The sequence below is a fragment of the Salinicola sp. CPA57 genome, assembly GCF_003206035.1.
Classification (GTDB): Bacteria; Pseudomonadota; Gammaproteobacteria; order Pseudomonadales; family Halomonadaceae; genus Salinicola; species Salinicola socius.
On sequence record NZ_PZJR01000017.1, the window covers coordinates 108,254 to 133,381 of the forward strand.

At 62.2% G+C, this 25,128-nt stretch carries 21 protein-coding genes; 12 read left to right on the forward strand and 9 right to left on the reverse strand.

Annotated elements, in window-relative coordinates; genetic code table 11:
• The first annotated feature begins 529 nt into the window (after positions 1-529).
• The 6 genes from glnA to DOM36_RS18110 all read left to right on the forward strand — a co-directional run bounded on the left by glnA (position 530) and on the right by DOM36_RS18110 (position 7,385).
• Positions 530-1,936 (forward strand): glutamate--ammonia ligase, encoded by a 1,407-nt coding sequence (glnA, locus tag DOM36_RS18085; protein ID WP_075569805.1) that lies wholly within the window; start codon positions 530-532, stop codon positions 1,934-1,936.
• 118 nt (positions 1,937-2,054) lie between these two features.
• Positions 2,055-2,621 (forward strand): DUF4124 domain-containing protein, encoded by a 567-nt coding sequence (locus DOM36_RS18090; protein ID WP_232823921.1) that lies wholly within the window; start codon positions 2,055-2,057, stop codon positions 2,619-2,621.
• Between the two features lie 177 nt (positions 2,622-2,798).
• Positions 2,799-3,842, forward strand: coding sequence for a nitrogen regulation protein NR(II) (glnL, locus tag DOM36_RS18095; RefSeq protein ID WP_110643940.1), 1,044 nt, complete (start codon positions 2,799-2,801; stop codon positions 3,840-3,842).
• Between the two features lies 1 nt (position 3,843).
• Complete coding sequence (locus DOM36_RS18100) at positions 3,844-4,071, forward strand: hypothetical protein (protein WP_110643941.1); 228 nt, start codon at positions 3,844-3,846, stop codon at positions 4,069-4,071.
• Positions 4,068-5,477 carry a nitrogen regulation protein NR(I) gene (gene glnG, locus DOM36_RS18105; RefSeq protein WP_110643942.1) on the forward strand — a complete coding sequence of 470 codons (1,410 nt, stop codon included), beginning with the start codon at positions 4,068-4,070 and terminating at the stop codon, positions 5,475-5,477. The genes DOM36_RS18100 and glnG overlap by 4 nt, the downstream gene beginning before the upstream one ends.
• A 165-nt stretch (positions 5,478-5,642) precedes the next feature.
• Positions 5,643-7,385: an alpha-amylase family glycosyl hydrolase gene (locus tag DOM36_RS18110; RefSeq protein ID WP_075569800.1), complete on the forward strand. Its 1,743-nt coding sequence runs from the start codon at positions 5,643-5,645 to the stop codon at positions 7,383-7,385.
• Positions 7,386-7,498: 113 nt separating this feature from the next.
• On the opposite strand, the gene DOM36_RS18115 is transcribed toward DOM36_RS18110, so the two are convergent.
• On the reverse strand, positions 7,499-8,611 hold the full coding sequence (locus DOM36_RS18115) for a cobalamin-independent methionine synthase II family protein (protein WP_110643943.1): 1,113 nt from the start codon (positions 8,609-8,611) through the stop codon (positions 7,499-7,501).
• Between the two features lie 388 nt (positions 8,612-8,999).
• Here DOM36_RS18115 and DOM36_RS18120 point away from each other — a divergent pair, with 388 nt between their 5' ends.
• The 5 genes from DOM36_RS18120 to DOM36_RS18145 all read left to right on the forward strand — a co-directional run bounded on the left by DOM36_RS18120 (position 9,000) and on the right by DOM36_RS18145 (position 16,519).
• Entirely contained in the window at positions 9,000-9,818 is an 819-nt protein-coding gene (locus DOM36_RS18120) for an isocitrate lyase/phosphoenolpyruvate mutase family protein (protein ID WP_232823923.1), read from the forward strand.
• Positions 9,819-10,068: 250 nt separating this feature from the next.
• Positions 10,069-11,403, forward strand: a complete 1,335-nt coding sequence (locus DOM36_RS18130; protein WP_075569797.1) for a deoxyguanosinetriphosphate triphosphohydrolase — start codon at positions 10,069-10,071, stop codon at positions 11,401-11,403.
• Positions 11,404-12,094: 691 nt separating this feature from the next.
• Positions 12,095-14,158 (forward strand): choline BCCT transporter BetT, encoded by a 2,064-nt coding sequence (gene betT, locus DOM36_RS18135; RefSeq protein ID WP_110643945.1) that lies wholly within the window; start codon positions 12,095-12,097, stop codon positions 14,156-14,158.
• 146 nt (positions 14,159-14,304) lie between these two features.
• On the forward strand, positions 14,305-15,930 hold the full coding sequence (locus DOM36_RS18140; protein WP_110643946.1) for a sodium:solute symporter: 1,626 nt from the start codon (positions 14,305-14,307) through the stop codon (positions 15,928-15,930).
• On the forward strand, positions 15,923-16,519 hold the full coding sequence (locus DOM36_RS18145) for a hypothetical protein (RefSeq protein ID WP_157958679.1): 597 nt from the start codon (positions 15,923-15,925) through the stop codon (positions 16,517-16,519). The genes DOM36_RS18140 and DOM36_RS18145 overlap by 8 nt, the downstream gene beginning before the upstream one ends.
• Here the strand turns inward: DOM36_RS18145 and DOM36_RS18150 are convergent.
• The 3 genes from DOM36_RS18150 to DOM36_RS18160 all read right to left on the reverse strand — a co-directional run bounded on the left by DOM36_RS18150 (position 16,516) and on the right by DOM36_RS18160 (position 19,641).
• Positions 16,516-17,532 (reverse strand): sugar kinase, encoded by a 1,017-nt coding sequence (locus tag DOM36_RS18150; RefSeq protein ID WP_110643948.1) that lies wholly within the window; start codon positions 17,530-17,532, stop codon positions 16,516-16,518. The two genes, DOM36_RS18145 and DOM36_RS18150, sit on opposite strands and share 4 nt — an antisense overlap.
• 66 nt (positions 17,533-17,598) lie before the next feature.
• A complete protein-coding gene (locus DOM36_RS18155) occupies positions 17,599-18,513 on the reverse strand; it encodes a nuclease-related domain-containing protein (protein WP_110643949.1) in 915 nt (304 codons plus the stop codon).
• Positions 18,514-18,555: 42 nt separating this feature from the next.
• Positions 18,556-19,641, reverse strand: coding sequence for a diguanylate cyclase (locus DOM36_RS18160; protein WP_198651328.1), 1,086 nt, complete (start codon positions 19,639-19,641; stop codon positions 18,556-18,558).
• A gap of 86 nt (positions 19,642-19,727) precedes the next feature.
• On the opposite strand from DOM36_RS18160, the gene DOM36_RS18165 reads away from it, so the two are divergent.
• Positions 19,728-20,573: an NAD-dependent protein deacetylase gene (locus DOM36_RS18165; protein ID WP_110643951.1), complete on the forward strand. Its 846-nt coding sequence runs from the start codon at positions 19,728-19,730 to the stop codon at positions 20,571-20,573.
• Between the two features lie 87 nt (positions 20,574-20,660).
• Here the strand turns inward: DOM36_RS18165 and DOM36_RS18170 are convergent, their stop codons facing one another.
• The 5 genes from DOM36_RS18170 to DOM36_RS18190 all read right to left on the reverse strand — a co-directional run bounded on the left by DOM36_RS18170 (position 20,661) and on the right by DOM36_RS18190 (position 24,954).
• On the reverse strand, positions 20,661-21,653 hold the full coding sequence (locus tag DOM36_RS18170; RefSeq protein WP_110643952.1) for an aldo/keto reductase: 993 nt from the start codon (positions 21,651-21,653) through the stop codon (positions 20,661-20,663).
• Between the two features lie 110 nt (positions 21,654-21,763).
• Positions 21,764-22,183 carry a YbaY family lipoprotein gene (locus DOM36_RS18175; RefSeq protein WP_110643953.1) on the reverse strand — a complete coding sequence of 140 codons (420 nt, stop codon included), beginning with the start codon at positions 22,181-22,183 and terminating at the stop codon, positions 21,764-21,766.
• 114 nt (positions 22,184-22,297) lie between these two features.
• Positions 22,298-22,672, reverse strand: coding sequence for a translation initiation factor Sui1 (locus tag DOM36_RS18180; protein ID WP_110643961.1), 375 nt, complete (start codon positions 22,670-22,672; stop codon positions 22,298-22,300).
• A gap of 221 nt (positions 22,673-22,893) precedes the next feature.
• Complete coding sequence (locus DOM36_RS18185) at positions 22,894-23,574, reverse strand: HAD family hydrolase (RefSeq protein ID WP_075569787.1); 681 nt, start codon at positions 23,572-23,574, stop codon at positions 22,894-22,896.
• 393 nt (positions 23,575-23,967) lie between these two features.
• Entirely contained in the window at positions 23,968-24,954 is a 987-nt protein-coding gene (locus DOM36_RS18190; RefSeq protein ID WP_110643954.1) for a D-glycerate dehydrogenase, read from the reverse strand.
• Positions 24,955-25,128: the final 174 nt, after the last annotated feature.

The window sequence follows — 25,128 nt, forward strand, 5'->3', positions numbered from 1 at the left end:
CGCCACCAAGCAAGGCGTCCGTCGATAGTATTCGTTACGAGCGTATCCGTCGCTATCCGTTGAAAGAGTCCTGTGAACGAGTCCCGTGAAAGGGTCCTGTAAAAGGGTCCCTTGAAAGCGTTTGCAAGCAGAGCCTGCACCGAGTTGGAGTGCATTGAAACAGTATCCGTTGCCCGACGATGTTCGGCAAAGTTTCCGGCAATGCTCGCAAAGTGTTGTTTTGGTGCACACGATCAGTCTAGTGCACCAAATTGATGCCTATGAGAATTTTCAAGCATCCTTGGCCAGCGAATTTCCCCTCGTGCAGCAGTTTCGATTCCGCGGCAAGGTTTAAAAATCTCCGTCACATCATGTGGTTAATGAATCTGATCGTGGCTATGCCTCATTTTGGCACATTCTCTGCATGTCCATGTAAAAACGGTGTGCGCGTGGGCAAGAGCGCCGACTTCGTGCTACAAAACACGCATGCCAAAAAACGGTGTTGGATATTCGCCAACGAATCGAGCCATGGCTCACAGTGGAGGAAGACATGTCTGAGAAAACCCTCGCCCTCATCGAAGAACACGACGTCAAGTGGGTGGATCTGCGCTTTACCGATACCAAGGGCAAGGAGCAGCACGTCACCATTCCTGCCAGCGCCATCGATACGGAATTCTTCGAAGACGGCCAGATGTTCGACGGCTCTTCCATCGAAGGCTGGAAGGGCATCAACGAGTCCGACATGATTCTGCGCCCGGAAGACGGAACCGCATTCCTCGACCCGTTCACCGAAGACTCCACCCTGATTCTGCGCTGCGATATCATCGAGCCGGCGACCATGCAGGGTTACGAGCGTGATCCGCGCTCCATCGCCAAGCGCGCCGAAGCCTATCTGAACAGCACCGGTCTGGGCGACACCGCGTTCTTCGGTCCGGAACCCGAGTTCTTCATCTTCGACGAAGTGCATTGGAAGACCGATATCGAAGGCTCCATGTACAAGATCTCCTCCGAAGAGGGCGCCTGGTCCACCGATCGTCAGGTCGAGGGTGGCAACCTGGCACACCGTCCGCGCGTCAAGGGGGGCTACTTCCCGGTGCCGCCGGTCGACAGCTTCCACGACATTCGCAGCGCGATGTGCAACACGCTGCAGGCGATCGGCCAGAGCGTCGAAGTGCATCACCACGAAGTGGCCAACGCCGGTCAGAACGAAATCGGCGTCAAGTTCAACACGCTGGTGAAGAAGGCCGACGAAGTTCAGGAGATGAAGTACGTCATCCACAACGTCGCGCATGCCTACGGCAAGACGGCAACCTTCATGCCCAAGCCACTGGTCGGCGACAACGGTTCCGGGATGCACGTTCACCAGTCTTTCTGGAAGGACGGCACCAACCAGTTCGCGGGCGACGAGTACGCCGGCCTGTCCGAAATGGCACTGTATTACATTGGCGGTATCATCAAGCATGCGCGTGCGCTGAACGCCTTCACCAACGCTTCGACCAACTCCTACAAGCGTCTGGTGCCGGGCTTCGAAGCGCCGGTCATGCTGGCCTACAGTGCGCGTAACCGCTCTGCGTCCATTCGTATTCCGTACACCTCCAACCCCAAGGGCAAGCGCGTCGAGACCCGTTTCCCCGACCCGACTGCCAACCCGTACCTGGCGTTCTCTGCGATGCTGATGGCCGGTATCGACGGGATCAAGAACAAGATTCATCCTGGCGATGCCATGGACAAGAATTTGTACGATCTGCCGCCGGAAGAAGGCAAGAAGGTCCCGACCGTGGCGACCAGCCTCGATCAGGCCCTGGAAGCGCTCGACGCCGATCGTGCCTTCCTGACCGAAGGTGGCGTGTTCACCGACGACATGATCGATGCCTACATCGCGCTGAAGAACGAGGACGTCGAGCGTCTGCGCCTCGCGACGCATCCGGTCGAGTTCGATCTGTACTACAGCGTCTAAGCGTCGACACAGCGTCCAAGGTTCAAGCCCTGACCTGCGGCCTGACAGAGCCCCACTTCGGTGGGGCTTTTTCGTCACCGGGCCGATGACGATGGATGAATGGCGAGGAGTGGCGACGATGCAAACACGGGTGGTGGGGTGGATGATCTGGGGTACGGCGCTGTCGTTCGCCATGCCGGTCATGGCGGCCTCGGTCTATCGGCATGTCGATGCCGATGGCAACGTGGCCTACAGCGACGAGCCGAAAGCGGGCCAACGGATCGACCTCAAACCGATCACGGTGGTCGATCCCGTCGAGATCGAATCCGGCACGCACCCTCCCAAGCCAGCGGCGGCACCGACGCCGGCCATCGAGTACGACCGCTTCGCGATCACCAGCCCGGCCAACGGCCAGACGCTGCCGACCGGCCAGGCCGGTAACGTCCAGGTGAAGCTGGCGATCGAGCCCGCGCTGCAGCGAGACGATCGTGTTCAACTCCGGGTCGATGGCAAGATCAGCCAGTCACCGATGCACACCAGCGTCTTCGCGCTGAGCCAGCTCGACCGCGGCGAACATCAGCTTCAGGCCGAGCTGCTCGATGCCCAGGGCCGAGTACGCCTGTCGACGCCGACGGTAACGCTCTACGTGCAACGGGCCAGCGTCAACCTGCCGGCCAATCCCAATAACCCCAACCGCAAACGGTAATCCCGATCGGTGGGCGTTCTTCCAAGCGCGTGCACTATTTTGGTGAATGAAGTTCTGGTTCGATGAACGAAAGATCAGGCTCTCATCGAGCACTCCTACGGCAGCGGCTCGAATCTGGGAGTGGCGCGGTTTTTGCACTGTATAAGCACATACCGGATCACCACGATGGAACAACGCATGTATCAACGTTTGCTGGAGCACATGACGACGGCTGTCCTGTTACTCGACGAGAGTCTTCACGTGCGCTGGCTCAACCCTGCCGCCGAGGCGCTGCTGGCCGCGAGCCGCCCCCGGGTCGTCGGGCAATGGCTCGAGTGCCTGAACGGCGAGGATGGCAGCGTTCGCCAGGTGCTACACAAGGCGATGCAGGAATTTCATCCTTATACCCAGCGCGAAGCGGCATTGGTGCTGACCGCGGGTGACGTGATCACGGTGGATTTCACTGCGACACCGATCACCAGTCGCGAACTGCTGCTCGAGATCGAACCGCGGGACCGGCTGCTGCGAATCTCGCGGGAAGAGGCCCTGATGGCGCGTCAGGAGACGGTCAAGGTGCTGATGCGCGGTCTCGCCCACGAGGTCAAGAACCCGCTGGGTGGCATTCGGGGCGCCGCGCAGCTGCTGGAGCGGGATCTTCCCGATCCGCAACTCACCGAGTTCACCCGGATCATCGTCGAGGAAGCGGATCGGCTGCGAGATCTGGTCGACCGCATGCTGGGCCCCAATACGCTGGTGCACCACGAGCCGCTCAACGTGCACAAAGTGCTGGAGCGGGTGCGGGTGCTGCTCGAGGCGGAGCACCATCAGCTGAGTTTCGAGCGCAACTATGACCCCAGCATGCCGGACCTGATCGGTGACGAGCCGCAGTTGATCCAGGCCGTTCTGAATATCGCGCGCAATGCGGTTCAGGCCATGGAGGAGTCCGGCACGCTCGAACCGCGTCTGCTGTTGCGAACTCGGGTTCGTCGTCAGTTCACGTTGGGCGCCGAGCGCCACCGACTGGTTTGCGAAGTCGCGATCGTCGACAACGGCCCCGGAATCCCCGAGCACATTCGCGAGACTCTGTTCTTCCCGATGGTGTCCGGGCGTGCCGAGGGCAGCGGCCTGGGTCTGTCGATCGCGCAGTCGATTCTGCATCAGCACCAGGGCTTGATCGAATGCGAATCGCACCCGGGCGCGACGGAGTTCCGGTTGCTGATTCCTTTCGAGGCGCCGCAGTGAGTTGGACTGCGTTTCCACTTCGCACCCGGATGCCGTTGCCACCTCGGACACGCGGGCTGCCGACCCATGTTGTCGGGAGTTTCGAAGTACCGAAGTCATCGAAAGTATCGAAGTCATCGAAGTCATCGAAAATATCGAAAATATCGAAAATATCGAAAATATCGAAGTCATCGAAAGTATCGAAGTCGCCGAGAGCGCGATTCACCGTTCTGCTGGAGAACTGCCATGACTGAAATCGCCCGTATCGCGATCGTCGACGACGACCGTGCGATCCGCTGGGTTCTGGAAAGGGCCCTGGCGCAGCCGGATCTCGAGGTGCAGTCGTTCGAGCGGGCCGATGCCGCGCTCGAGTCGATCGAGCGACACCCACCGGACGTACTGCTGACCGACATTCGGATGCCGGGGCTCGACGGGCTCGACCTGATGGCCAAGGTTCGCGAGATGCATCCCGACCTGCCGGTCATCGTGATGACGGCGCACTCGGATCTGGACAGTGCCGTGGCGTCCTATCAGGGCGGGGCGTTCGAATATCTGCCCAAGCCGTTCGACGTCGACGATGCGCTGGCGCTGGTCCGGCGGGGCGTGGCTCATGCCCGCGAACGGCGCTCGCCAGCGGCGATGCCGGAGGGACTGTCCGCCGAGATCATTGGCGAGGCGCCGGCGATGCAGGAGGTGTTCCGGGCCATCGGTCGGCTATCGCAATCGCACATTACCGTACTGATCAACGGCGAATCGGGTACCGGCAAGGAGCGCGTCGCTCAGGCGCTGCATCAGCACAGCCCGCGCAGTGGACATCCGTTCATTGCGCTCAACATGGCGGCGATCCCCAAGGATCTGATGGAGTCGGAACTTTTCGGCCATGAGAAGGGCGCGTTCACCGGCGCCGCAGCCCAGCGTCGCGGGCGCTTCGAGCAGGCCGATGGTGGCACGCTGTTCCTCGATGAGATCGGTGACATGCCCGCCGACACCCAGACCCGTCTACTTCGCGTGCTGGCGGACGGCGAATTCTACCGGGTAGGCGGCCACGTGCCGGTGAAGGTCGATGTCAGGATCATTGCCGCGACCCACCAGAACCTGGAAAAATTGGTGATGGACGGCCGTTTTCGAGAGGATCTGTTCCACCGGCTCAACGTGATTCGCGTTCATCTGCCCCGACTGTCGGAGCGCCGGGAGGACATTCCCCGTCTGGCCCAGCATTTTCTGGCCGAGGCCGCCAAGGAACTCTCGGCCGAATCCAAGGTTCTGACCAAGGATGCCGAGACGCATCTGACCCGGTTACCCTGGCCCGGCAATGTTCGTCAGCTGGAAAATACCTGTCGTTGGCTCACGGTGATGGCCTCCGGGCGTGAAGTGCTGGTCGATGATCTGCCGCCGGAACTGCGTGACCTAGAGGGCAGCGAAGCGCCCAGCGGCGACTGGCGCAATGCGTTCCGGGAGTGGGCGGACCGGGCCTTGGCCTCGGGTCACACGCATCTGCTCGAAGAAGCCGTGCCGGATTTCGAGCGCATCCTGATCGAGACTGCCTTGAAACATACCGGCGGGCGCAAGGGCGAGGCTGCCGAATTGCTGGGGTGGGGACGCAACACCCTGACGCGCAAGGTCAAGGTACTGCTGCCGGCGCTGGCCGACGAATAGCGCTCGACATCGGGGGGATCGGAAACGTTCAGGCCGGCGTCGCTCGAATCATGAATCTCGAATGGCGGCCACTGCCCGGTGGGTCGCCGGGCGTTGCCTTGGTTCGTGTCACTGCTGAGGCTGGCGGTAACGCCGAGATCCAATTTCACCAACATGGGGAGCTCCATGCTCGACTCGACCCAATGGTGGCGTGGCAGCGTCATCTACCAGATCTATCCCAGAAGTTTCATGGACGCGCGCGGCGACGGGGTCGGCGATCTTCCCGGCATCACCGCCAAGCTGGACTACGTCGCCGAACTGGGCGTCGACGCCATCTGGATCTCGCCGTTCTTTCCGTCGCCGATGAAGGATTTCGGCTATGACGTGACCGACTATCGAGGTGTCGATCCGATGTTCGGCTCCTTCCACGACTTCCAGATGCTGCTCGAGCGTGCCCATGGCCTGGGCCTGAAAGTGATCATCGATCTGGTGCTGAGTCATACCTCGGATCAGCACCACTGGTTCATCCAGAGTCGCAGCTCGCGAGAGAATCAGAAATCCGACTGGTACGTCTGGGCCGATCCCAAGGCCGACGGCACGCCACCCAACAACTGGCTGTCGTTCTTCAGCGGCAGCGCCTGGACTTTCGATAGCCGGCGGCGCCAGTACTATCTGCACAACTTCCTGTCGTGTCAGCCGGACCTCAACTTTCACAACCCGGCGGTGCGCAAGGAGCAGCTCGACAACGCCCGCTTCTGGCTCGATCTCGGCGTCGACGGATTCCGCCTGGACACCTCGAACTTCTATTTTCACAGCCTGGCGCTGCAGAACAATCCGGCGCTCGGGAGCGGCGAGCTCAAGACGCCGAGTGTACCGGCATCGAACCCTTATTCGATGCAACGCCACCAGTTCGATATCAGTCAGCCGGAAAACATCGGGTTCCTGAACGAGCTGCGTGCACTGATGGACGAGTATCCCGGCACCATGACGGTGGGGGAGATCTCCGACGATCGGCCGCTGGAGCGGATGGTCGAGTACACCATCGGCGACGACCGTCTGCATATGGCCTATACCTTCGATCTGTTCGATGCCGAGTTCAGTGCTCAGCGATTGCGCGACATCATCGAACATTTCCAGTATTACGCCGGAGACGCCTGGCCATGCTGGGCGCTCTCCAACCATGACGTCCAGCGCGTCGTGTCGCGCTGGACCGAGCATGAGAATCTGGAGCAGCACGGGCCGCTGGTGGCCAAGGTCGCGACGGTCATGCTCTGTTCGCTCTACGGCAGTATCTGCCTCTATCAGGGCGAGGAGCTGGGGTTGCCGGAAGCCGACGTGCCCTACGAGCGGCTGGTCGATCCTTACGGTCTGGCGCTATGGCCGGAGTACAAGGGACGCGACGGCTGCCGCACGCCGATGCCCTGGACGAGCGGCGAGCTGGGTGGTTTTACCTCGATGGAGCCGTGGCTGCCGGTAGATGGGCACCATCGCCAGCTCTCGGTCGAGCGGCAGCTTGCCGACGCCGATAGCACCCTGCGGGTCACGCGGGAGTTTCTGCATTGGCGCAAATCGCAGTCGGCCATGGTCGACGGTACCCTGATCCTGAGCGATTTCGACGACGAGCTGCTGGGCTGGCTGCGCGTCTCCCATGATCAGGCGATTCTGGCGGTTTTCAATCTCACCAATGAATCGCGCGCGACCAGTCTGCCCGCCGGTGCCGGCGAGATCGTCTACCAGGCCGGTTTTACGCCCAAGCTGAGCGATGGCCGACTGACGTTGCCGGCTTACCAGGCGGCGTTCGTGCATATCGATCGCAGCAGCATCGACCCGCGGGCGCTGATCGAGCAGGAGCCCGATCCCGAGCGCAAGGGGTTCCTCAGCCGCCTGCTGGGATCGCTGATGCGCAACGAGGATGGCGAGTCTCACTGACGTGAGTTTCGCTTATTCCGACAGTGAGCTTTTGACTGACAGCGATACCGTTGACTGGCGAGAACACGGGGAGGCGTGGCGCCTCCTCGTGGCAGGGTTGTCCTGCCGGCCTTTCAGTCCTGGCTCCAGTAGGCGTTGGCGATCTCCAGCGTCAGTCGGATCTTCTCCCACTGGGCCTGCTCGGCGAGGTTGTTGCCCTCTTCGGTGGAGGCAAAACCACACTGTGGGCTCAGGCAGAGCTGACGCTTGTCGACGAACCGCGCTGCCTCATCGAGACGTGCGGTGATGGCGCGCGGGTCTTCGAGTTCACCCATCTTGGTCGTGATCAGCCCCAGTACGGCCTGCTGGCGACCCTCCGGAATGAAGCGCAGTGGATCGAAGCTGCCGGCACGGTCGCTGTCGTACTCGAGGAACCAGGCATCCACGTCGACCTTGCCGAATAGGGTCTCGGCGACCGGCTCGTAGCCTCCCTCGCTGATCCAGGTCGAGCGGAAGTTGCCGCGACAGACGTGGAGCGAGACGTACAGATCGTCCGGCTTGTCGGCCAGCGCATGATTGAGCATCTCGGCGTAGATCGCCTGCAGCCGGTCCGGGTCGTCGCCGCGATCCCGCGCCGCCTGCAGCTCCTTCTCGGAGCAGAGATAGGCCCATACCGTGTCATCCAGCTGCAGGTAACGACAGCCAGCGTCGTAGAACGCCCGGACGGCGCCGCGATAGGCATCGGCCGTGTCGGCGAAGAACGCGTCCAGGCTCGGATAGACGCCGCTGTCGATCTTCCTTCGACCGCCCCGGAAGTGCAGCACGCTGGGGCTCGGAATCGTCATCTTGGGCATGACGTTGGCGATGCTGGCCAGGTAGCGGAAGTGATCCAGCATCGGATGCGCTGGATTGAAGCCGACCTTGCCGTCTACGCGGATCTGCTTGGCGCCGGTCTGCACGCCCTGGAACTGGATGCCCTGGTCACCCTGATAGCCGGTGACGCCGTCGAGCTGCTCGAGAAAATCGAAATGCCACCAGGCGCGTCGGAACTCGCCGTCGGTCACGACCTGAAGACCGGCTGCCTCCTGCTGCGCGACCACCTCTCGAATCTGCCGATCTTCCACGCGTGCGAGGGCCGCGGCATCAATGTCGCCCTGGTGATATTTTGCCCGGGCGTCCTTCAGCGCCGCTGGACGAAGAAAGCTACCGACGATATCGGCTCGGAATGGGGGATGCGCTTGTGACATGAATCTTTCCTGTTGTCGTGCGGTGGCGCCTTGGGGCATGTCAGCGGCATGACCGGCGAGTAGGGATGCTGAGACCGCCAATGATGCGGGTTTCGGAGAAGGCGGGCCAATGAAGCCGACTCAGGATCGGGATGCACGGCATTCATTCCCGCTCCCGGCAACCTTCGCTGGCGGCGTCGTTTCTCAAACTTTAGTGGTAGGATTATCGCTCCAGGCCGACGCCTTCATCGCGACGTCACCGGCTATCGGCGGGAGTCTTTCTCGATGGCGCCCCTCGCGCCCGAGCGACTGAATTTTGAACGACTGAATTTTGAACGACAGTGAAAAAGAACAGGAGTGTTCCGTGACGACCCCCTCGCAACACGATTTACGTAATGAATTTCGTCGGCTGCTGGCCAGCGACGCCTGCTACTACACGGCATCGGTATTCGATCCTATGTCGGCTCGCATCGCCGCCGATCTCGACTTCGAGGTGGGCATTCTCGGGGGGTCGGTCGCCTCGCTGCAGGTGCTGGCGGCGCCCGATTTCGCCTTGATCACCTTGAGCGAGTTCGTCGAGCAGGCGACCCGCATCGGTCGCGTGGCCCGATTGCCGGTGATCGCCGATGCCGACCACGGCTACGGCAACGCCCTCAACGTCATGCGCACGATTACCGAACTCGAACGGGCCGGTATCGCGGCGTTGACCATCGAGGATACCCTGCTGCCGGCGCAGTACGGGCACAAGTCGACCGACCTGATCTCCGTCGAGGAGGGCGTCGGCAAGATGCGGGCAGCGCTCGAGGCGCGTATCGATCCTGCCCTGTCGATCATCGCGCGCACCCACGCCGGTCAGCTCGATGACGATGCCGCCGTGGCGCGCATTCGCGCCTACCAGGCCGCCGGCGTCGATGCCATCTGTCTGGTCGGCGTGCGCGACTTCGAGCATCTGGAAAAGCTGGCCGCGCCGCTGACGGTGCCGTTGATGCTGGTGACCTACGACAACCCGGCACTGCGTGACCGTGCGCGTCTGGCCAAGCTCGGGGTACGGATCGTGGTCAACGGTCACGCTGCCTATTTCGCGGCAATCAAGGCGACCTACGACTGTCTGCGCGAGCAGCGCGACATCGCTACCAACGATCTGGATGCTTCGCAGCTCTCGACGCGTTATTCCACGGTCGACGAATATCGGATCTGGGCGCGCGAATACATGGACGTCAAAGAGTAAGCACATTCAATATCTGCGCACGCGAATCGCGGTGTTGCCCGGAGCACGGAAATCTCGCCTAACCCCAAGTGATGTCTCGCCTTCCGTGCTCCAGGAGGCTAGCGCTTCATGGGACTCGGCGATTGACTCGGAAGTGGGTCGTTCAGGGCACTCGTCACTGGCCTGGACCTGTGGGTAGCGCTTTCCTTCGCTGGCGTCGGTAGGCATTCTGAGCTGCTTGTAGCAGCCTTTACTGATAACGGAGACCACGATGACCGCCATGCAATGGGAACGCCTGCTCGATCCCGTCCGCCTGCACGATGCCCGGACCTCGCGTGGTGAAGCCGGTCGCACGCCTTTCCATAAGGATTACGATCGCATCGTCTTCTCCGGCTCTTTCCGCCGTCTGGGACGCAAGACCCAGGTGCATCCGCTGACCGACAACGATCATATCCACACCCGCTTGACCCACTCGATCGAGGTCGGGTGCGTGGGCCGCAGTCTGGGAATGATCGTCGGCGAACAGCTGCGCGACAGCCTGCCGGCCCGGGTCACGCCCGCCGATCTCGGCGTCATCGTGCAGGCAGCCTGCCTGGGGCACGACATCGGCAATCCGCCGTTCGGTCATGCCGGCGAATACGCGATTCGCGACTGGTTCAAATGGGCGGAGGCTCAGGGTAACGGTCTGCTGGAAGGCCTCGACGAGGCTCAGCGCCGCGATCTGCTGACCTACGAGGGAAACGCGCAGGGCTTCCGGGTCGTGACCCAGATCGAGTACAACCAGTTCCGCGGCGGCATGCGGCTCTCCGCCGCGACGCTGGGCACGCTGCTCAAGTATCCGTGGACGGTCGAACACGGCGGTCAGATGGGCAAGTTCGGCTGCTACCAGTCCGAAAAGCATCTGCTGGTCGAAGTGGCCGAGTGTCTGGGGCTCAAGGCAGTCGACGGCTCCAAATGGTGCCGCCATCCGCTGGCCTATCTGGTCGAGGCGGCAGACGATATCTGCTATGCGTTGCTCGATCTCGAAGATGGCCTGGAGATGGGCATTCTGCGCTACGAGGAAGTCGCGCAGGTGCTGCTGCAGATCGCCGGCGAGCCGCCGGCCGGGTACGAGCAGATGGCAGCCGAGGGCGTCTCGCAACGTCGCCGCATCGCGGCGCTGCGCGGTGCGGCGATGGAGCGGGCGGTCAATGAAGTCGGCGATGTCTTCGTGCAGCACGAGAAGGCGCTGCTCAACGGCACGCTGGACGATGATCTGCTCGAACTGTGTCATCCGGATCTGAGCTGGGGTGTCTCCTCGGCCAAACAGCTGGCCCGCGAGCGTATCTTTCAGAACGAGCGCAAGGCCAAGCTCGAGATCGGGGCTTATACCACGCTCGGCATTCTGCTCGAGGCGTTCATCGGCGCGGCCCACGAGTTGCATCACACCGGGCACTCTTCCTTCAAGCACCAGCGCGTCCTTGCACTGATCGGCGAGAATACGCCCAAGCCGGGCTGGCCGCTTTACGACAGCTATCGCCGGATGCTCGATTTCATCGGCGGCATGACCGATCACTATGCGGTCGAGCTCGCCCAGGAAATGGGTGGACGCCTCAAGGCCGACTAGTCGTCTCTCGTCCAGTATTTCTCGTCCAGTACTTCCCGTCGATTATCTCTCTTGTTGATTCTTGTTGATTGTCTCTCTTGTTGATTGTCTCTCTTGTTGATTGTCTCTCTCCGGCGTCGGGCTCGTGTCCGGCGTCGTCGTTTCTGGGGCTCGAATGACGAGGGTCGCGTGAGAGCCTGGGGGTATGGCTGTTGAAACTCGTCGCATAACGCCGTATTTTAATTGAACGGTTAATTAATAAAAAAATGCCCTGGTCGGTTGTGTCATCGACCAGACAGCCATCGGCGTCTGCATGTGCCGGAACGGCGTGGAATCGAGGGAGAGTGCGAGTGGCAGGAAATAGCGCTCGCTTTTGCGTAGCGATGAATCATAGTTCAGTCATCGGTTCGGACTGACGGCGGGCGCGAAACCCGTGACCGCGACAGGGTGACGGCGTCTCCCTGACATGAAGCCGGCAAGGGGAGGCGAAACAGCAGTGAGGATGGATTGAGTTGACGCCTTCGTTGAAGGCAACGCTGGATTCAACGGCCGAAGTCGACTTAACTCAATCCGAGGCCACGAGGCCTCGCGGCGGGAACACGGAAACGAGTGGGAGGCCATTATCGCCTGGCGACCCCTGAAGCGCGGCACGATGCTTCCGGGCGCCTTCGTCACTCGTCAACGAAAACTATCTGAACATGATGGGAGCCGCATGAGTACAAGCCCCGATAATAATTCCAGTACCCAGGATCGACTGAATCCAGTCGTATTCTATGGGTCGGTCATTGGCATCGTCGCCTTCTCGGTGTGGGCGATGGTGGCTACCGAGCAAGCGAATGGCATCATCAACGCGATGCTGGGTTGGATCTCCAACACCTTCGGCTGGTACTACTTTCTGACAGTCGTCATCTATCTGGCGTTCGTGATCTTCGTGGGCTTTTCCCGCTTCGGCAATATTCGCCTTGGCCCCGAACATTCGCGACCCGACTTCAACATCTTTTCCTGGTCGGCGATGCTGTTCTCGGCCGGGATCGGAATCGGGGTCATCTTTTTCGCCCTGGCGGAACCCCTGACCCAGTTCTACAACGCGCCCAATGCCCCGAGTGATCAGGTCGCCGCCGCTCGCTATGCGATGCAGCTCACCTTTCTGCACTGGGGCTTGTCGGGCTGGGGTATCTATACCCTGGTCGGGATGTCGTTGGCCTTCTTCAGCTATCGCCACAATCTGCCGCTGACCATCAGCAGTGCGCTCTATCCCATCTTCGGCAAGAAGATCTATGGCCCCATCGGCCACGTGGTGGACATTGCCGCCGTACTGGGCACGGTATTCGGCATTGCGGCCAGCCTCGGGATCGGTGTCATCCAGCTCAACTACGGGCTGAACTTCATGTTCGGCATCGCGGAAAGTGCCTGGACCCAGACCATTCTGGTGCTGATGATCGTGCTGTTCGCCACGATCTCCGCGGTAACCGGTGTCGAGAAAGGCATTCGTCGTCTCTCCGAGTTCAACATTCTGCTGGCGATCGCGCTGCTGCTGTTCGTCCTGTTCGCCGGCAAGACGGTGTTCCTGCTCAACGCTCTGGTGATGAACGTCGGTGATTATCTGTCCAGTTTCGTCTCGATGTCGTTCAACACCTATGCGTTCGATCAGCCCACCGAATGGCTGAACGGCTGGACGCTGTTCTTCTGGGCCTGGTGGATTGCCTGGGGCCCGTTCGTCGGTTTGTTCCTGGCGCGCATTTCGCGGGGGCGCACCATCCGCACCTTCGTCGCCGGCACGCTGACACTGCCGATCGCGTTCATGATGATCTGGATGTCGATTCTGGGTAACAGTGCGCTCGACATGGCGATGAACGGCGCCACGGACTTCGGCCAGCAGGTCATGGATACGCCGCCGGCGGGGATCTACCTGTTCCTGCAGCAGTATCCGTTCCCGGTCTTCTCCACCATCGCCGTCAGCATTCTGGCGATCGTGTTCTTCGTCACCTCCGGTGACTCGGGCGCGCTGGTTCTGTCGAACTTCACGTCCAAGCTCAAGGACGTCAACAGCGATGCGCCGATCTGGATGCGCATCCTGTGGTCGGCGGTGATCGGGGTTCTGACCTTGTCGCTCTTGCTGGCCGGAGGGTTGTCGACGCTGCAGAGTGCCGTTGTCATTACCGGTTTGCCGTTCTCGATCGTGCTGTTTTTCATGATTGCCGGCCTTTACAAGGCGTTGAAGGTCGAAGCCTTCAAGGAAGATAGCCACCGCCTGAGTCTTTCCGGTTCGCTTTCGGGTCGCATGTCCTCAGGTAATCGCGACAGCAATCACGACTGGAAGACACGTCTCAAGCGTGCCATGTCGTTCCCCAATCGACAGCAGGCGCAGCAGTTCCTCGAAGAGACCGGGCGACCGGCGATGGACGCGGTGCGCGACGAGCTGGTGAAACAGGGCGTCAAGGTCGACATCAGCGACGGTACCCAGAATGACGATGACTATCTGTCGCTCTACGTCGATCTCGGCAGCGAGCAGAACTTCGCTTACCAGATCTGGACGCATCCGTTTTCCACGCCCTCCTTCGCGATGCGAACGCCGCGTAGCAGCAGTCGCTACTATCGTCTGGAGGTATATCTGCTGGAGGGGAGTCAGGGTTACGACCTGATGGGTTATACCCGTGAACAGGTCATCGACGACATTCTCGATCAGTACGAGCGTCATCTGCAGTTCCTGCATCTCAATCGCATGGAACCGGGCAGCGTCAACATGCCCGATAGTCCGGAACAGCCGCCAGGCTGATCTGACGCCACGCTCATTCTGTTCTAACTTGCCCCGGCCTCTGGCCGGGGTTTTTCATTTTGGCACGCCAAAAGCTCGCTCGGGGGCATCGCGGAGACGACGTGCTACGCTCAATTTTGTCGATAACAAAAACCGAGGGCACGAATGTGGGAGCTTTCACGTGGTGGGATACCGCTGTTCTGATCGTCTACGTCGTGGGGATTGCCTGGGTGGGCGCCCGTTTCGGCAAGGATCAGGAGAACACGCAGGACTACTTTCTGGGCGGTCGCAAGATCCCCGGCTGGGCCATCGGTCTTTCGGTCATGGCGACCCAGGCCAGTGCGATCACGTTCATCGGCGCGCCCGGCTGGGGTTTCGAGGGCGGCCTGGAGCGCCTGGCGACCTTCATCAACGTGCCCCTGGCGATGGCGGTGCTGATCGTGGTGCTGGTGCCGATCTTCCACCGCGCCGGCATCTACAGCATCTACGAGCTGCTCGAACGTCGCTTCGGCGCATTGACCCGGTCGCTGGCGGCGCTGCTGTTCCTGATCGCTCGCGGCCTCGCCACCGGGGTGGTGCTCTATGCGCCAGCGCTGGTGCTGTCGGTGGTCACCGGCTGGGACGTCAATCTGACGATCGTGCTGATGGCGGTCATCGCGGTCAGTTATACCGTACTCGGCGGCATCAGCGCGGTGATCTGGACCGACGTGATCCAGATGTTCGTGCTGTGGCTGGGGGCGATTCTGAGCATGGTGCTGCTGGTGTCGAGCCTGCCCGGCGGCTGGAGCGACGTGTTCGACTACGGTGCCGCCAATGGCATGTTCGATACCCTCGATCTGTCGATCGATCCTACCGTGACCTACTCGTTGTGGGCCGGATTGATCGGGGGCATCGTCATGCATATCGCCTATTTCGGTACCGATCAGAGCCAGATTCAGCGAGTGCTCACCAGCCCGACGATTGCCGAGGGGCAGCGTTCGCTGCTGATCGGCGGCTATCTGCTGGTGCCGCAGATGCTGTTGTTCCTGTTCATCGGCGTGATGCTGGCCGCGTACTATCAGCAGCACGGTCTGACCGCACCGGACAACCTCAATGAGCTGTTTCCGCGCTACGTGGTCAATGCCTTTCCCGTCGGAATTACCGGCCTGGTGATCGCCGGGGTCTTCGCGGCCGCGATGTCGAGCCTGGATTCGGCGCTCAATTCGCTATCCGCGGTGACGGTACGCGATTTCTACGCCCGCTACGTCAAGCCCGAGGCCGACGAAAAGCACTATCTTAAGGCATCGCGCTGGGCGACGGTCTTCTGGGGGCTCTACGCCACGGCATTCGCGTTCTTCGCGGGCAATCTCGGGCCGGTCATCGAAGCCGTCAATCGTATCGGCTCCTGGTTCTATGGGGCTCTGCTGGGAACGTTTCTGCTGGCCGTGCTCAGCCACCGCAGCAACGGGCGTGGCGCGGTAGCTGGCATCATTTTCGGCATGGCGGCCGTGTGGGCCGTGTCGCAGACCGATATCTCCTGGCTCTATCAGAACTTCGTGGGGCTGATCGTTTCGGTCGTCGTCGGCTATGGGGTGAGTCTGACGGCACCGGCGCCATCGGCGTCCCAACTGACGGATGTGTCGATCGACGAAACCGCACCCGACATGCAGGCGATTCTCAAGGGGCGCAGTGGCGGTGCCGCCGAGATTGGCGGTGATGCTCGCCTGACGCGGCGGCGCTGCCTCGGGCTGGTGGCATGGTTCTTCATCTCGCTCGCCGCGCTGGCGCTGCTGCAGTGGTGGGCCAATGGCTGAGCGAACGCGTGAACCGCAGCAGAAAGCGGGGGAGTCAATCGCGCGGTTGCCCCGACGGCTGAACGCAGCCGCCGCCGAGCCCCGACTGCGCCACTTCGGCGCCGGGCGGTTCGAGCCGGCGTGGCTGTCGCTATGGGCGCTGGCGATCGGGAGGGAAGCGGAGAAGCCGCTGGCCTGGCTGTTGGCGGCCGCGCATCTGCCAAGAGCCTTGCTGATAGCGGGGGAATTGAATCTCGCGCCGCCAGCGGACGACGGCGTTCTCTTGCTCGACGGAGGGCCGAGGCCGACGCTTTCGCAGTTCGAGCGTTGGTGGTTGTGGGAGCGGCTGGCTCGGCCACGGCGCTGGTCGCTACGTGTGCAGCCTTCGACGCTACGCGCCGTCGAGCTGCCGCTGTGGCTCGGCTATTCGCAAGGGCGGCTCGGCTATGGGAAGGAGCGTCAGGCTCGGCTGATCGTACTCAGCGGGCTGTCCGGCGAAGCGCTGGGAGCACTCAAGCCGGCGGTACTGTCGGGGTTGCGCGATCGAGCCGGCGCCGGGCCGGGCGTCACCCACCCGGCGGCGCCAAACGACGGCCCCGTACCCGGTTAGATCGCGTCGCCGCTACGCTCCATGGCGATCAGTTCCTCTCGACTGGGCAGACCTTCCATGTCGCCGATGACCTGAACCTGCCGGGCCCCGATCAGATTGCCGCGGTGCAGTGCCGCCCGCCAGTCCAGACCGTCGAGATACGCGCTGACGATGCCCACCGCGAAACCATCACCGGCGCCGACGGTATCGACGACCTGCTTGACCGGTGAGCCGTCGACGGTGCCTTCGCTGTCGGCCGTACGAAAGTAGCTGCCTTCCGGACCGAGCTTGATCACCACAACCTTGGCGCCCCGGTCGAGATAGTGACCGGCGATATCATGAGCGGTGTCGCGGCCGGTCAGCAGACGCCCTTCGCTCAGTCCCGGCATCACGATATCGGATTCGGCAGCCAGCGCGTTGAGGGTCTCGATCATCACCGTTTCGTTGGGCCACAGGCTGGGGCGCAGATTGGGATCGAACGAGACCGATACCCCGGCGCTGCGAGCCTGGCGCAGCAGATGAAACGACAACTCGCGCGCCGAATCGGAAATGGCCGGCGGAATCCCGGTAGCGTGCAGATGACGAGCGGACTCCAGCTCGACGTCGCGGCCATCGGCGATGCTCAGATGGCTGGCAGCGCTGCCGCGGCGGACGTATTCGACGTGCGGATCGGCACCGTCGACGGCACGGGCCTTGAACACCAGCCCGGTGGCATGAGTGTCGTCCCGCTGCACGTGGCGGCAGTCCAGCCCCTCGGCTTCCAGCGCTCGCTGCAGGAAGGTGCCGTTGTGATCCGCCCCGACGCGGCTGAGCCAACGCACGCCAAAGCCAAGCCGGGATAGCCCGATGGCCACATTGGTATCGGCGCCCGCCGTGCGCCGATGAAATCTTGTGACCTGGTCCAGCGGGCCATCATCGTCGGCGACGAAAAGCGCCATGGCCTCGCCAAACGTCAGTACGTCGTAGCGTGAGTCGTGGCCAGAATCATGGCGTGAGTCGTGGAGTGAGTCTGAGCGGGATTCGGAACGAGGCATGGCGTCTCCAGGCTTGTGCGAAAAAGTCTTGCAGGGAAGGACCGGCGCACGATCGCGCGGTGATCGTCAGTTGGCCGGCGGCTTGCTTTCCAGCCGCTGATAGCGCGCATTCAGAACATCCACCAGATGCTGGCGCTGGGTGTCATCGATGATGTCGCCGTCGCCGATACCCAGTTGCGTGGCGAGGTCGATGCCGTCCACCACGCGAATGTCGCGGCTGTCGCCGAGATGTTCGGTTTCGTCATCGATGACCCAGCCCGGGAGCACCAGGAAACCTCTTACCGGCACGCTCAGCTTGGCGTGGCGGGAAAGCCACTGGCGCAGCCATACCGTCGACAGTCGCGCCTTGCGCAGTACCTGGCGCTCGTTCCAGCCTCGGAAGCGCAGGCGTTCGCTTTCGACCGATACGGTATTGACAGGGCGGCCTTCGAGATCGAGCGGAAACTCGCGCGCCACGGTCTGGATCACGAACACGCCCTGCGGCGTCACCAGCACGTTATCGATGGTGTAACTGTCGGCCGGGAAGTCGTGGAAAACGAAGTAGGGTTTGGCCAACGGGCGAATCAGATGATCCAGCGCCTGACCCACTGCCAGTTCGCAGGCAAGGCTGCGCGTCAGGCGGCGGACACGCTGGACGTCACGCAGAATCAGAAAGCAGAACAGCATCGCCAGCAGGGTGCTGACGACGCCATACAGCGACCACTCCAGCCAGCTCTGCTCTTCGGCGAACAGCATTCGGCCCATGCCGTAGACGATCGGCATCAGGGTGAGCGTCGGCGCCAGCGTGGCGTCCAGGAAGAACACCATGCGCGCCTTTTCCAGGCGATCGCGGTGCGCCTGGGCGATCTCGTGGATCGGCTCGCCGTCATGCGGAGAGCGCAGGCCGACGGTCTGCACGTCGCGCAGGGTGATCGCCACCAGGGCGGCGGCGCCCAGCGGGGCCAGAAAGATCAGCGGCAGTACATACTCCAACCAGGCCATGAGCGGTTGTCCTTGCAGTGGCGTGGGCGGGAAGAGGCCATTCTAGCCGAGGTCGAGCGTCGTCTGCGATGTTGGAGCGCCGTCGATGCAGATCCGATTGCGCCCGGCATGCTTGGCCGAGTAAAGCGCCTGGTCCGCCTGCAGCAGCCATTGCTCGTGATTCCTCGTCAGCGGGCTCTTGGCGGCCAGGCCGATGCTGCAGGTGGGCATCCTGGAAAGCGGCGGTGGTGGCGGATAGTGTCTCAGCCGTTGCTGAAACCGCTGAATCGCGGTCCAGGCCTGATCCAGCGTGGTCGACGGCATCAGCAGGCCGAACTCTTCGCCACCGTAACGCCCGAGCAGCACGTCATCGCCAAACGACTGGCGGAGCAGCGAAGACAACGTGCGCAGGGTCTGGTCGCCGACACCATGACCATGCTCGTCGTTGATGCGCTTGAAATGGTCGAGGTCGAGCAGCGCGATCGTTGCGGGCGAATCGGTTGGCAGGTTTGCGGCTACCTGATCCTCCCAGAAGCGGCGATTGAACAGCCCGGTCAATCCATCGGAGCGGCTCAACTCGATCAATGCCGTCTTCTGGCGGCTGAGTCGGCGGGCCTGGAGATAGGTGATATAGCCGATCACAAGCGGGTAAGTGATGATCATCGGTAGACTGCAGAGCAGCACGGTTGCCGATGGTACGACGTTTGGAAAGCCCGGCGAGATCAACCACATCCCGATCAGCGTGCCCGTGGCCAGCAGGCCGAGACCACGCAACGCCATACGTGTCCCGCCAACCGCGATATTGTCGAGACAGATCATCGTCACTACCACAATGCTGGGGAGTACGTTGAAATGCATGGCTGCCACCCAGAAGCCGCCCAGCAAACTGTCGGCGCCGAGATTCTGACGTTCGGCATGATAGGGTGACTTGTGATACCTCGCTCGCCAGTAGGCGAGGTGGGACCAGAACAGGATCTGCAGTGACCATAGCGTCCAGACCCAGGACGGGGTCGGCAATTCATGGAGCGCGCTACCGATGCACAGGCCGCCGACCAGGAGCCCCAGGGTCCGCGGTGCGTAGATACGTTTAGCGAGACGGGTGCCCCTTAAACGCTTTTCGACCACGGGATCCAGGGGCGTATCGGGCATGTCGGCAGCCATCCAGCGTCGAGGACGCTTATCTTGTGTTAAGGAATCGTCACTTTCTTATCTAACATTGATCGGCAGAAAATAGTATGTCCAACGAATCCATTCCGGACGTCTCGGCACTGCTCGATTTCGTCGAGGGCCAACCGCGCCTGTTCGTGCTAACGGGTGCCGGGGTCAGTACCGACTGTGGCATTCCCGATTATCGCGATGTGCGAGGCGACTGGAAGCGGCCGCCCCCGGTCAGCCATCAGGCTTTCATGGGCAGCCACGCCGTACGGCAACGTTACTGGGCGCGCAGTCTGGTCGGTTTCCGGGCGCTGGCGTCCGCGCATCCCGGCCAGGCGCACAAGGCGCTGGCGGTACTCGAGCAGCAGTCGCGAATCGCTTCGCTGGTCACACAGAACGTCGATGGCCTGCATCAGCGAGCGGGCTCGCGACGCGTCATCGATCTCCACGGCCAGGCCGATGTGGTGAGGTGCATGAACTGTGACGCGACACTGATGCGCCATGCGTTGCATGACGAACTCGGGCGCCGCAACGCCGAGTGGCTGTCGTTGAGCGCCGAGGTGGGACCGGATGGTGATGCCGATCTCGATGGCCACGATTTTTCCACGTTCGAAGTGCCCGGCTGCGCTCGCTGCCGGGTCGGCATTCTCAAGCCGGATGTGGTGTTCTTTGGCGACAACGTGCCCAAGGCCCGGGTCGAGCGAGCTTTCGACGCGCTCGCGGATGCCTCGGCCATGCTGGTGATCGGGTCATCGCTGATGGTCTACTCGGGGTTTCGGTTCGCCCGGCAGGCGGCCAAGGCGGGCAAGCCGATCGCCTGCGTCAATCTCGGCACCACGCGGGCCGACGAACTGTTCGATCTCAAGCTCACGACATCGATCGGGCCGACGCTGACGGCCCTGATCGACGAACTGGAAACGGTATAGCGGCAGCGGCGGCAAAATGCCGGCAGCGCCGAAACGACAGAACCCGGCCAAGGCCGGGTTCCGAGTCGATGACAGGTGATTTACCGCCTATCGACGTGTCGGCGGCGCCATGAACTCGGGGCCGACCGGATCTTTGACATGGCGGGTCAGAATGGCATCGATGTCGGCCATGTCCTCGTCGCTCAGCTTCCAGCCGGTGATATCGCCCAGCGGCTCGACCTGTTCCGGCTTGCGGGCGCCCCACAGGGCGACAATGTTGGGGGAGCGATCGAGAATCCAGCGGACGGCCAGCGCCAGCACGCTCTTGTCGTGGCGGCTGCGAGCCAGCTCGGTCAGCGCCTCGACCGCGGCCAGGTACTGCGCGAAGCGCGGCGACTGGAACTTGGGGTCCTTGTTGCGCAGATCGTCGCCGCTGAATGCATAGCCCTGGTGCATCTTGCCGGTGAGCAGACCGCGACACAGGGCGCCGTAGGTCAGCAGGGTCAGATCGTTGTTCTCGGCATAAGGCAGGATTTCACTGTCGATATCGCGCTCGAACAGGTTGTAGGGCGGCTGCAGCGTATGCAGCGGCGCGGCCTGGCGGAAGACGTCGCACTGTGCGGGAGAAAAGTTGCTGACACCGATCGCACGAATCTTGCCCGCACGATGGAAGCGTGCCATCGCCTCGGCGGTCTCCTGGATCTCGACCAGCGGATCTGGCCAGTGGATCTGGTAGAGGTCGATATGGTCGGTGTTCAGCCGACGCAGCGAGTCGTCGAGCTCTTTCTCCAGACGTTTCGCCGTGGCATTGCGTGCCACGGTAGCATCGTCGTACCACTCGAGGCCGGCCTTGGTCGCCAGCACCAGCTTGTCACGCTGATCCGACTGGGCGACGGCCTTGCCGACGACCTCTTCCGAATGGCCAAAACCGTAGGCCGGTGCGGTATCGATCAGGTTGACGCCACGATCGATGGCGGCGTGAATGGTGCGGATGGCGTTGGGATCGTCGGTACCGCCCCACTGGCGGCCGCCCATGGCCCAGGTGCCGAGTCCGATGCGGGACGTGACGATGTCGGTACCGGGTAGTGTCAGTGTTTCCATCCTGCCCTCCTTGGTGATGAATCGGATTGCACTACAGTGAATCGCTGGCCTGTCTTCGGCAAGTCGACCTTAGCGACGGGTTTCCCGGATTCGGGCTTCGACGGTTCGGCTTAGCGAGCGGTCGCCGCGCCGGTGGTGGTCACCGGAATGTCCGGCTCGGGGGCGTCACCATGGCCGAAGACCGATACCGGCTCCGGATTCAGATAGAGAATTCGGTCGTCGTCGCGAATCTGCGCGCTAAGGCGATAGAGATCGTCGGGGTCGATCGCCTCGGCGGCGTACTGCAGGGTGATCGGTATCGGAAGCTGTCCCAACTGCTCGTAACGGCTGCTGGCCAGCACGTCGCCGGTGGAAACGTCCTTCAACTGGACTTCGAGTGCTGCAGACTTGGGGAGCGTTATCGGTTTGTCGGATACCACCCGGGCGGCGAGCGTCTCGAACTGGGGCCCGCCGGCACACCCGGTCAGCATACCCAGTGGCAGCAGCGTCATGATCAGGACAAGCGGTCGCAGTGCTTTGAGCGAAGACATCGGGATCCCTAATCAAGGAAGAGGCGGAAACGGCAGAGGTGTGACACGCACAAGGGGGGAAAATTCCTGTCGTTGCGCGTGTCAGGGTAGAAGGGGACCGTGAGGGAGGACAGATCAACCTCCGGCCAGCTTGACCTTGAACCCGCGCGACTCCAGCTCGCGCTTGAGCACCTCGCGATGGTCGCCCTGAATCTCGATCATGCCATCCTTGAGCGCACCGCCGGTGCCGCAACGTTTCTTGAGCGTCTTGGCCAGGATTTTCAGCTCGTCGCTATTCAGTGGCACGCCCTGGATCGTCGTCACGCCCTTGCCCTTGCGGCCACTGGTTTCGCGACGAATGCGCACGATGCCGTCGAGGGAGGCGAGCCGCTCGGCCTCCTCGCGTTCGCGGCATTCGCACTCGGCCACGGGCCGGCGACAGTCGGGGCAGGTCTCGCCGTGTTCGGTCGAGTAGACCAGGCCGCTTAGCTGATCCTGCAATGAAGGCATGAGAACTCCGAATCGATACTCGAGCGATGGATGATAACTCGGCCGCCCGATGAGGAACGAACGTGCGAAGTAATCGAACGGGAATCGGTCGAGCTGAAATTGGCGATGGCGCAACGATCACGGCCCGAGCGGTTGGCCCGGGCAGTGATCATCTGGTCCGACGGAGCGCCGGTGGCCGGCCATCGAATCCCGGCACTCGGGGTTGATAGGCACCCGAAGCGCTAGAGGTTGCCGACGGCCAGGGCCGGCATCAGTCTATCGATCACGCCGGGAAGCTCGCGCATGTCGCGGATTCCGATCGCGCCGGCGGGAGTGGGCTCGAGATCGGCGAAGCGATTGATATGGACGACTCGCATGCCTGCTGCCAGCGCCGCACGAACGCCGACCTGGGCGTCGTCGATCACGATGCAGTCGGCGGGGTCGAAGCCCATGTCGCGCCCGGCATGAAGGAACAGGCCCGGTGCCGGCTTCCAGCTCCCCACGGTATAGGCGCTGTAGATATGATCGCCGAAGAAGCCGCGCAGGCCCGTGCTGTCCAGCGCCCGCCGAATCTTCGTCTCGGGGCCGTTGGACGCGACGCAGCGTGGCAGCGAACCCAGCGCATCGAGCGCTTCAGGAACGCCGGCGATCGGCTCGAGTTCGTCTGCCATGCGCTCGTACATCTCCTGGCGCATTGAAGTCTCGATATGTTGACGAACGGCTTCGTCGAGCGCCCCGTGCTCGCGCTCCAGATGCGAGACGATGCTGGCGAATCGCGCGCCGCGAAACGCCTTCATGTAATCGTCTGGCTGGAAGGGCAGGCCGGCCTGATTCAGGTATTTCGCCATGACTTCGGCAAGAAGCGGTTCACTATCGACCAGAGTGCCGTCGCAATCGAAAAGCAAGCAGAGGGGATCGGGCATGATGGGTCGCCTCGAGGGCGCTGTCAGTGGATATAGACGCAGACCGTCGGTGAATCGGTCTGCCGATGACTGGCTCCAGTTCTCGTTTCCGGTTCTGACGTTTCCAGTTCCGCTGTATCCAGTTGTTCCAATATCGGCCGCGGTATCGAAAAGTACAGGATTACGGAACACTGTTTCTAATCTATGTTGCAACTTTAGTCGCCCCGAACGAGATTGACAAGCCGAGGCAAGAGGCTCCCCAGAAATTGCACACTTTTTGATCGTCCGAACCCGGCCCGCTTCTGGGCCGAAAGTTTGAGGCGGGTGACGGGGTGGGGAGACGCTCGGAAAGACCCGGTCGCGGGTCAAGGCAAGGAAGCGATCGGCAGGCCGATCGCGATCCCGGGAGGAGGGTCAGGCGAAGCGTCCGGCCCAGGCTTGTTCGTTGAACGGGCTGAGTGGGCGCTTGCCGTCGAGCGCGAGCATGATGTTGTCCACGGCACGCTGCGCCATGGCCGTGCGGGTTTCATGGGTGGCGGAGCCGATATGCGGCAGCGCCACTACGTTGGGCATCTTCGGTAGTGGCGATTCGGCCTGCAGCGGTTCCTGCTCGAACACATCGAGGCCGGCGCCGCGGATCTGGCCGCTCTCGAGGGCCTTGATCATGGCCTGTTCGTCGACCACCTGCCCGCGGGAGATGTTGATGAAGATGGCGCTCTCCTTCATCAGCTCGAATTCGCGGGCGCCGATCAGCTGGCGGGTCTCCGGGGTCAGCGGGACGATGGCGCAGACGAAGTCGGACTGCTGCAGCAGTTCGTCCAGTTCGCAGTGGCGGGCGCCCAGTTCCGCGTCGAGCGCCGGCTTGGGCGAGGCCTTGGCGTAGAGGATCTTCATGCCGAAGCCGAGCGCACCGCGACGCGCCACGGCCTGACCGATACGCCCGAACCCGACCATGCCCAGCGTCTTGCCGTGCACGTCGCTGCCGAACTGGGCCGGTCCGATGCTCGCCTTCCAGTCGCCGCGCTTGACGTACTCGGCCAGCTCCACCACCCGCCGGGCACTCGCCATGATCAGCGAGAAGCCGGTATCGGCGGTAGTTTCGGTGAGCACGTCCGGGGTGTTGCAGAGCAGAATGCCGCGCTTCGTCAGTTCATCGACCGGATAGTTGTCGACGCCCACCGAAATGGTGGCGATCGCTTCCAGCTTGGGGGCGGCATCGAGCAGTTCCGGGGTCATGTTGACGCCTGCGCCGATCAGGCCGTGAGCTTCGCTCAGCGCATCGCGAAACGCCGGATCGTCGGGTGACCCCAGCTTGTCGAAATAATCGACGTGGAAGCGGTCACGTAGCTGATCGAGCTGCTGATCGTTGAGGCGACGGTACGCCAGGATGCGCTTGCTCATGAAGGACTCTCCATCTGAAAGGTCGGAGGATTCGCGGGCGATAACGGCATCGCCGACGAAACGAGGGACGCACGAGCTTAACCGACAAACCCTGCCCTAAGCGGCGGTGCTTCGACGAAAGTCTACGCTCTGTCTGAAAAATGCCTGCGCTCGCCCATCCGGCGTTAAAAATTG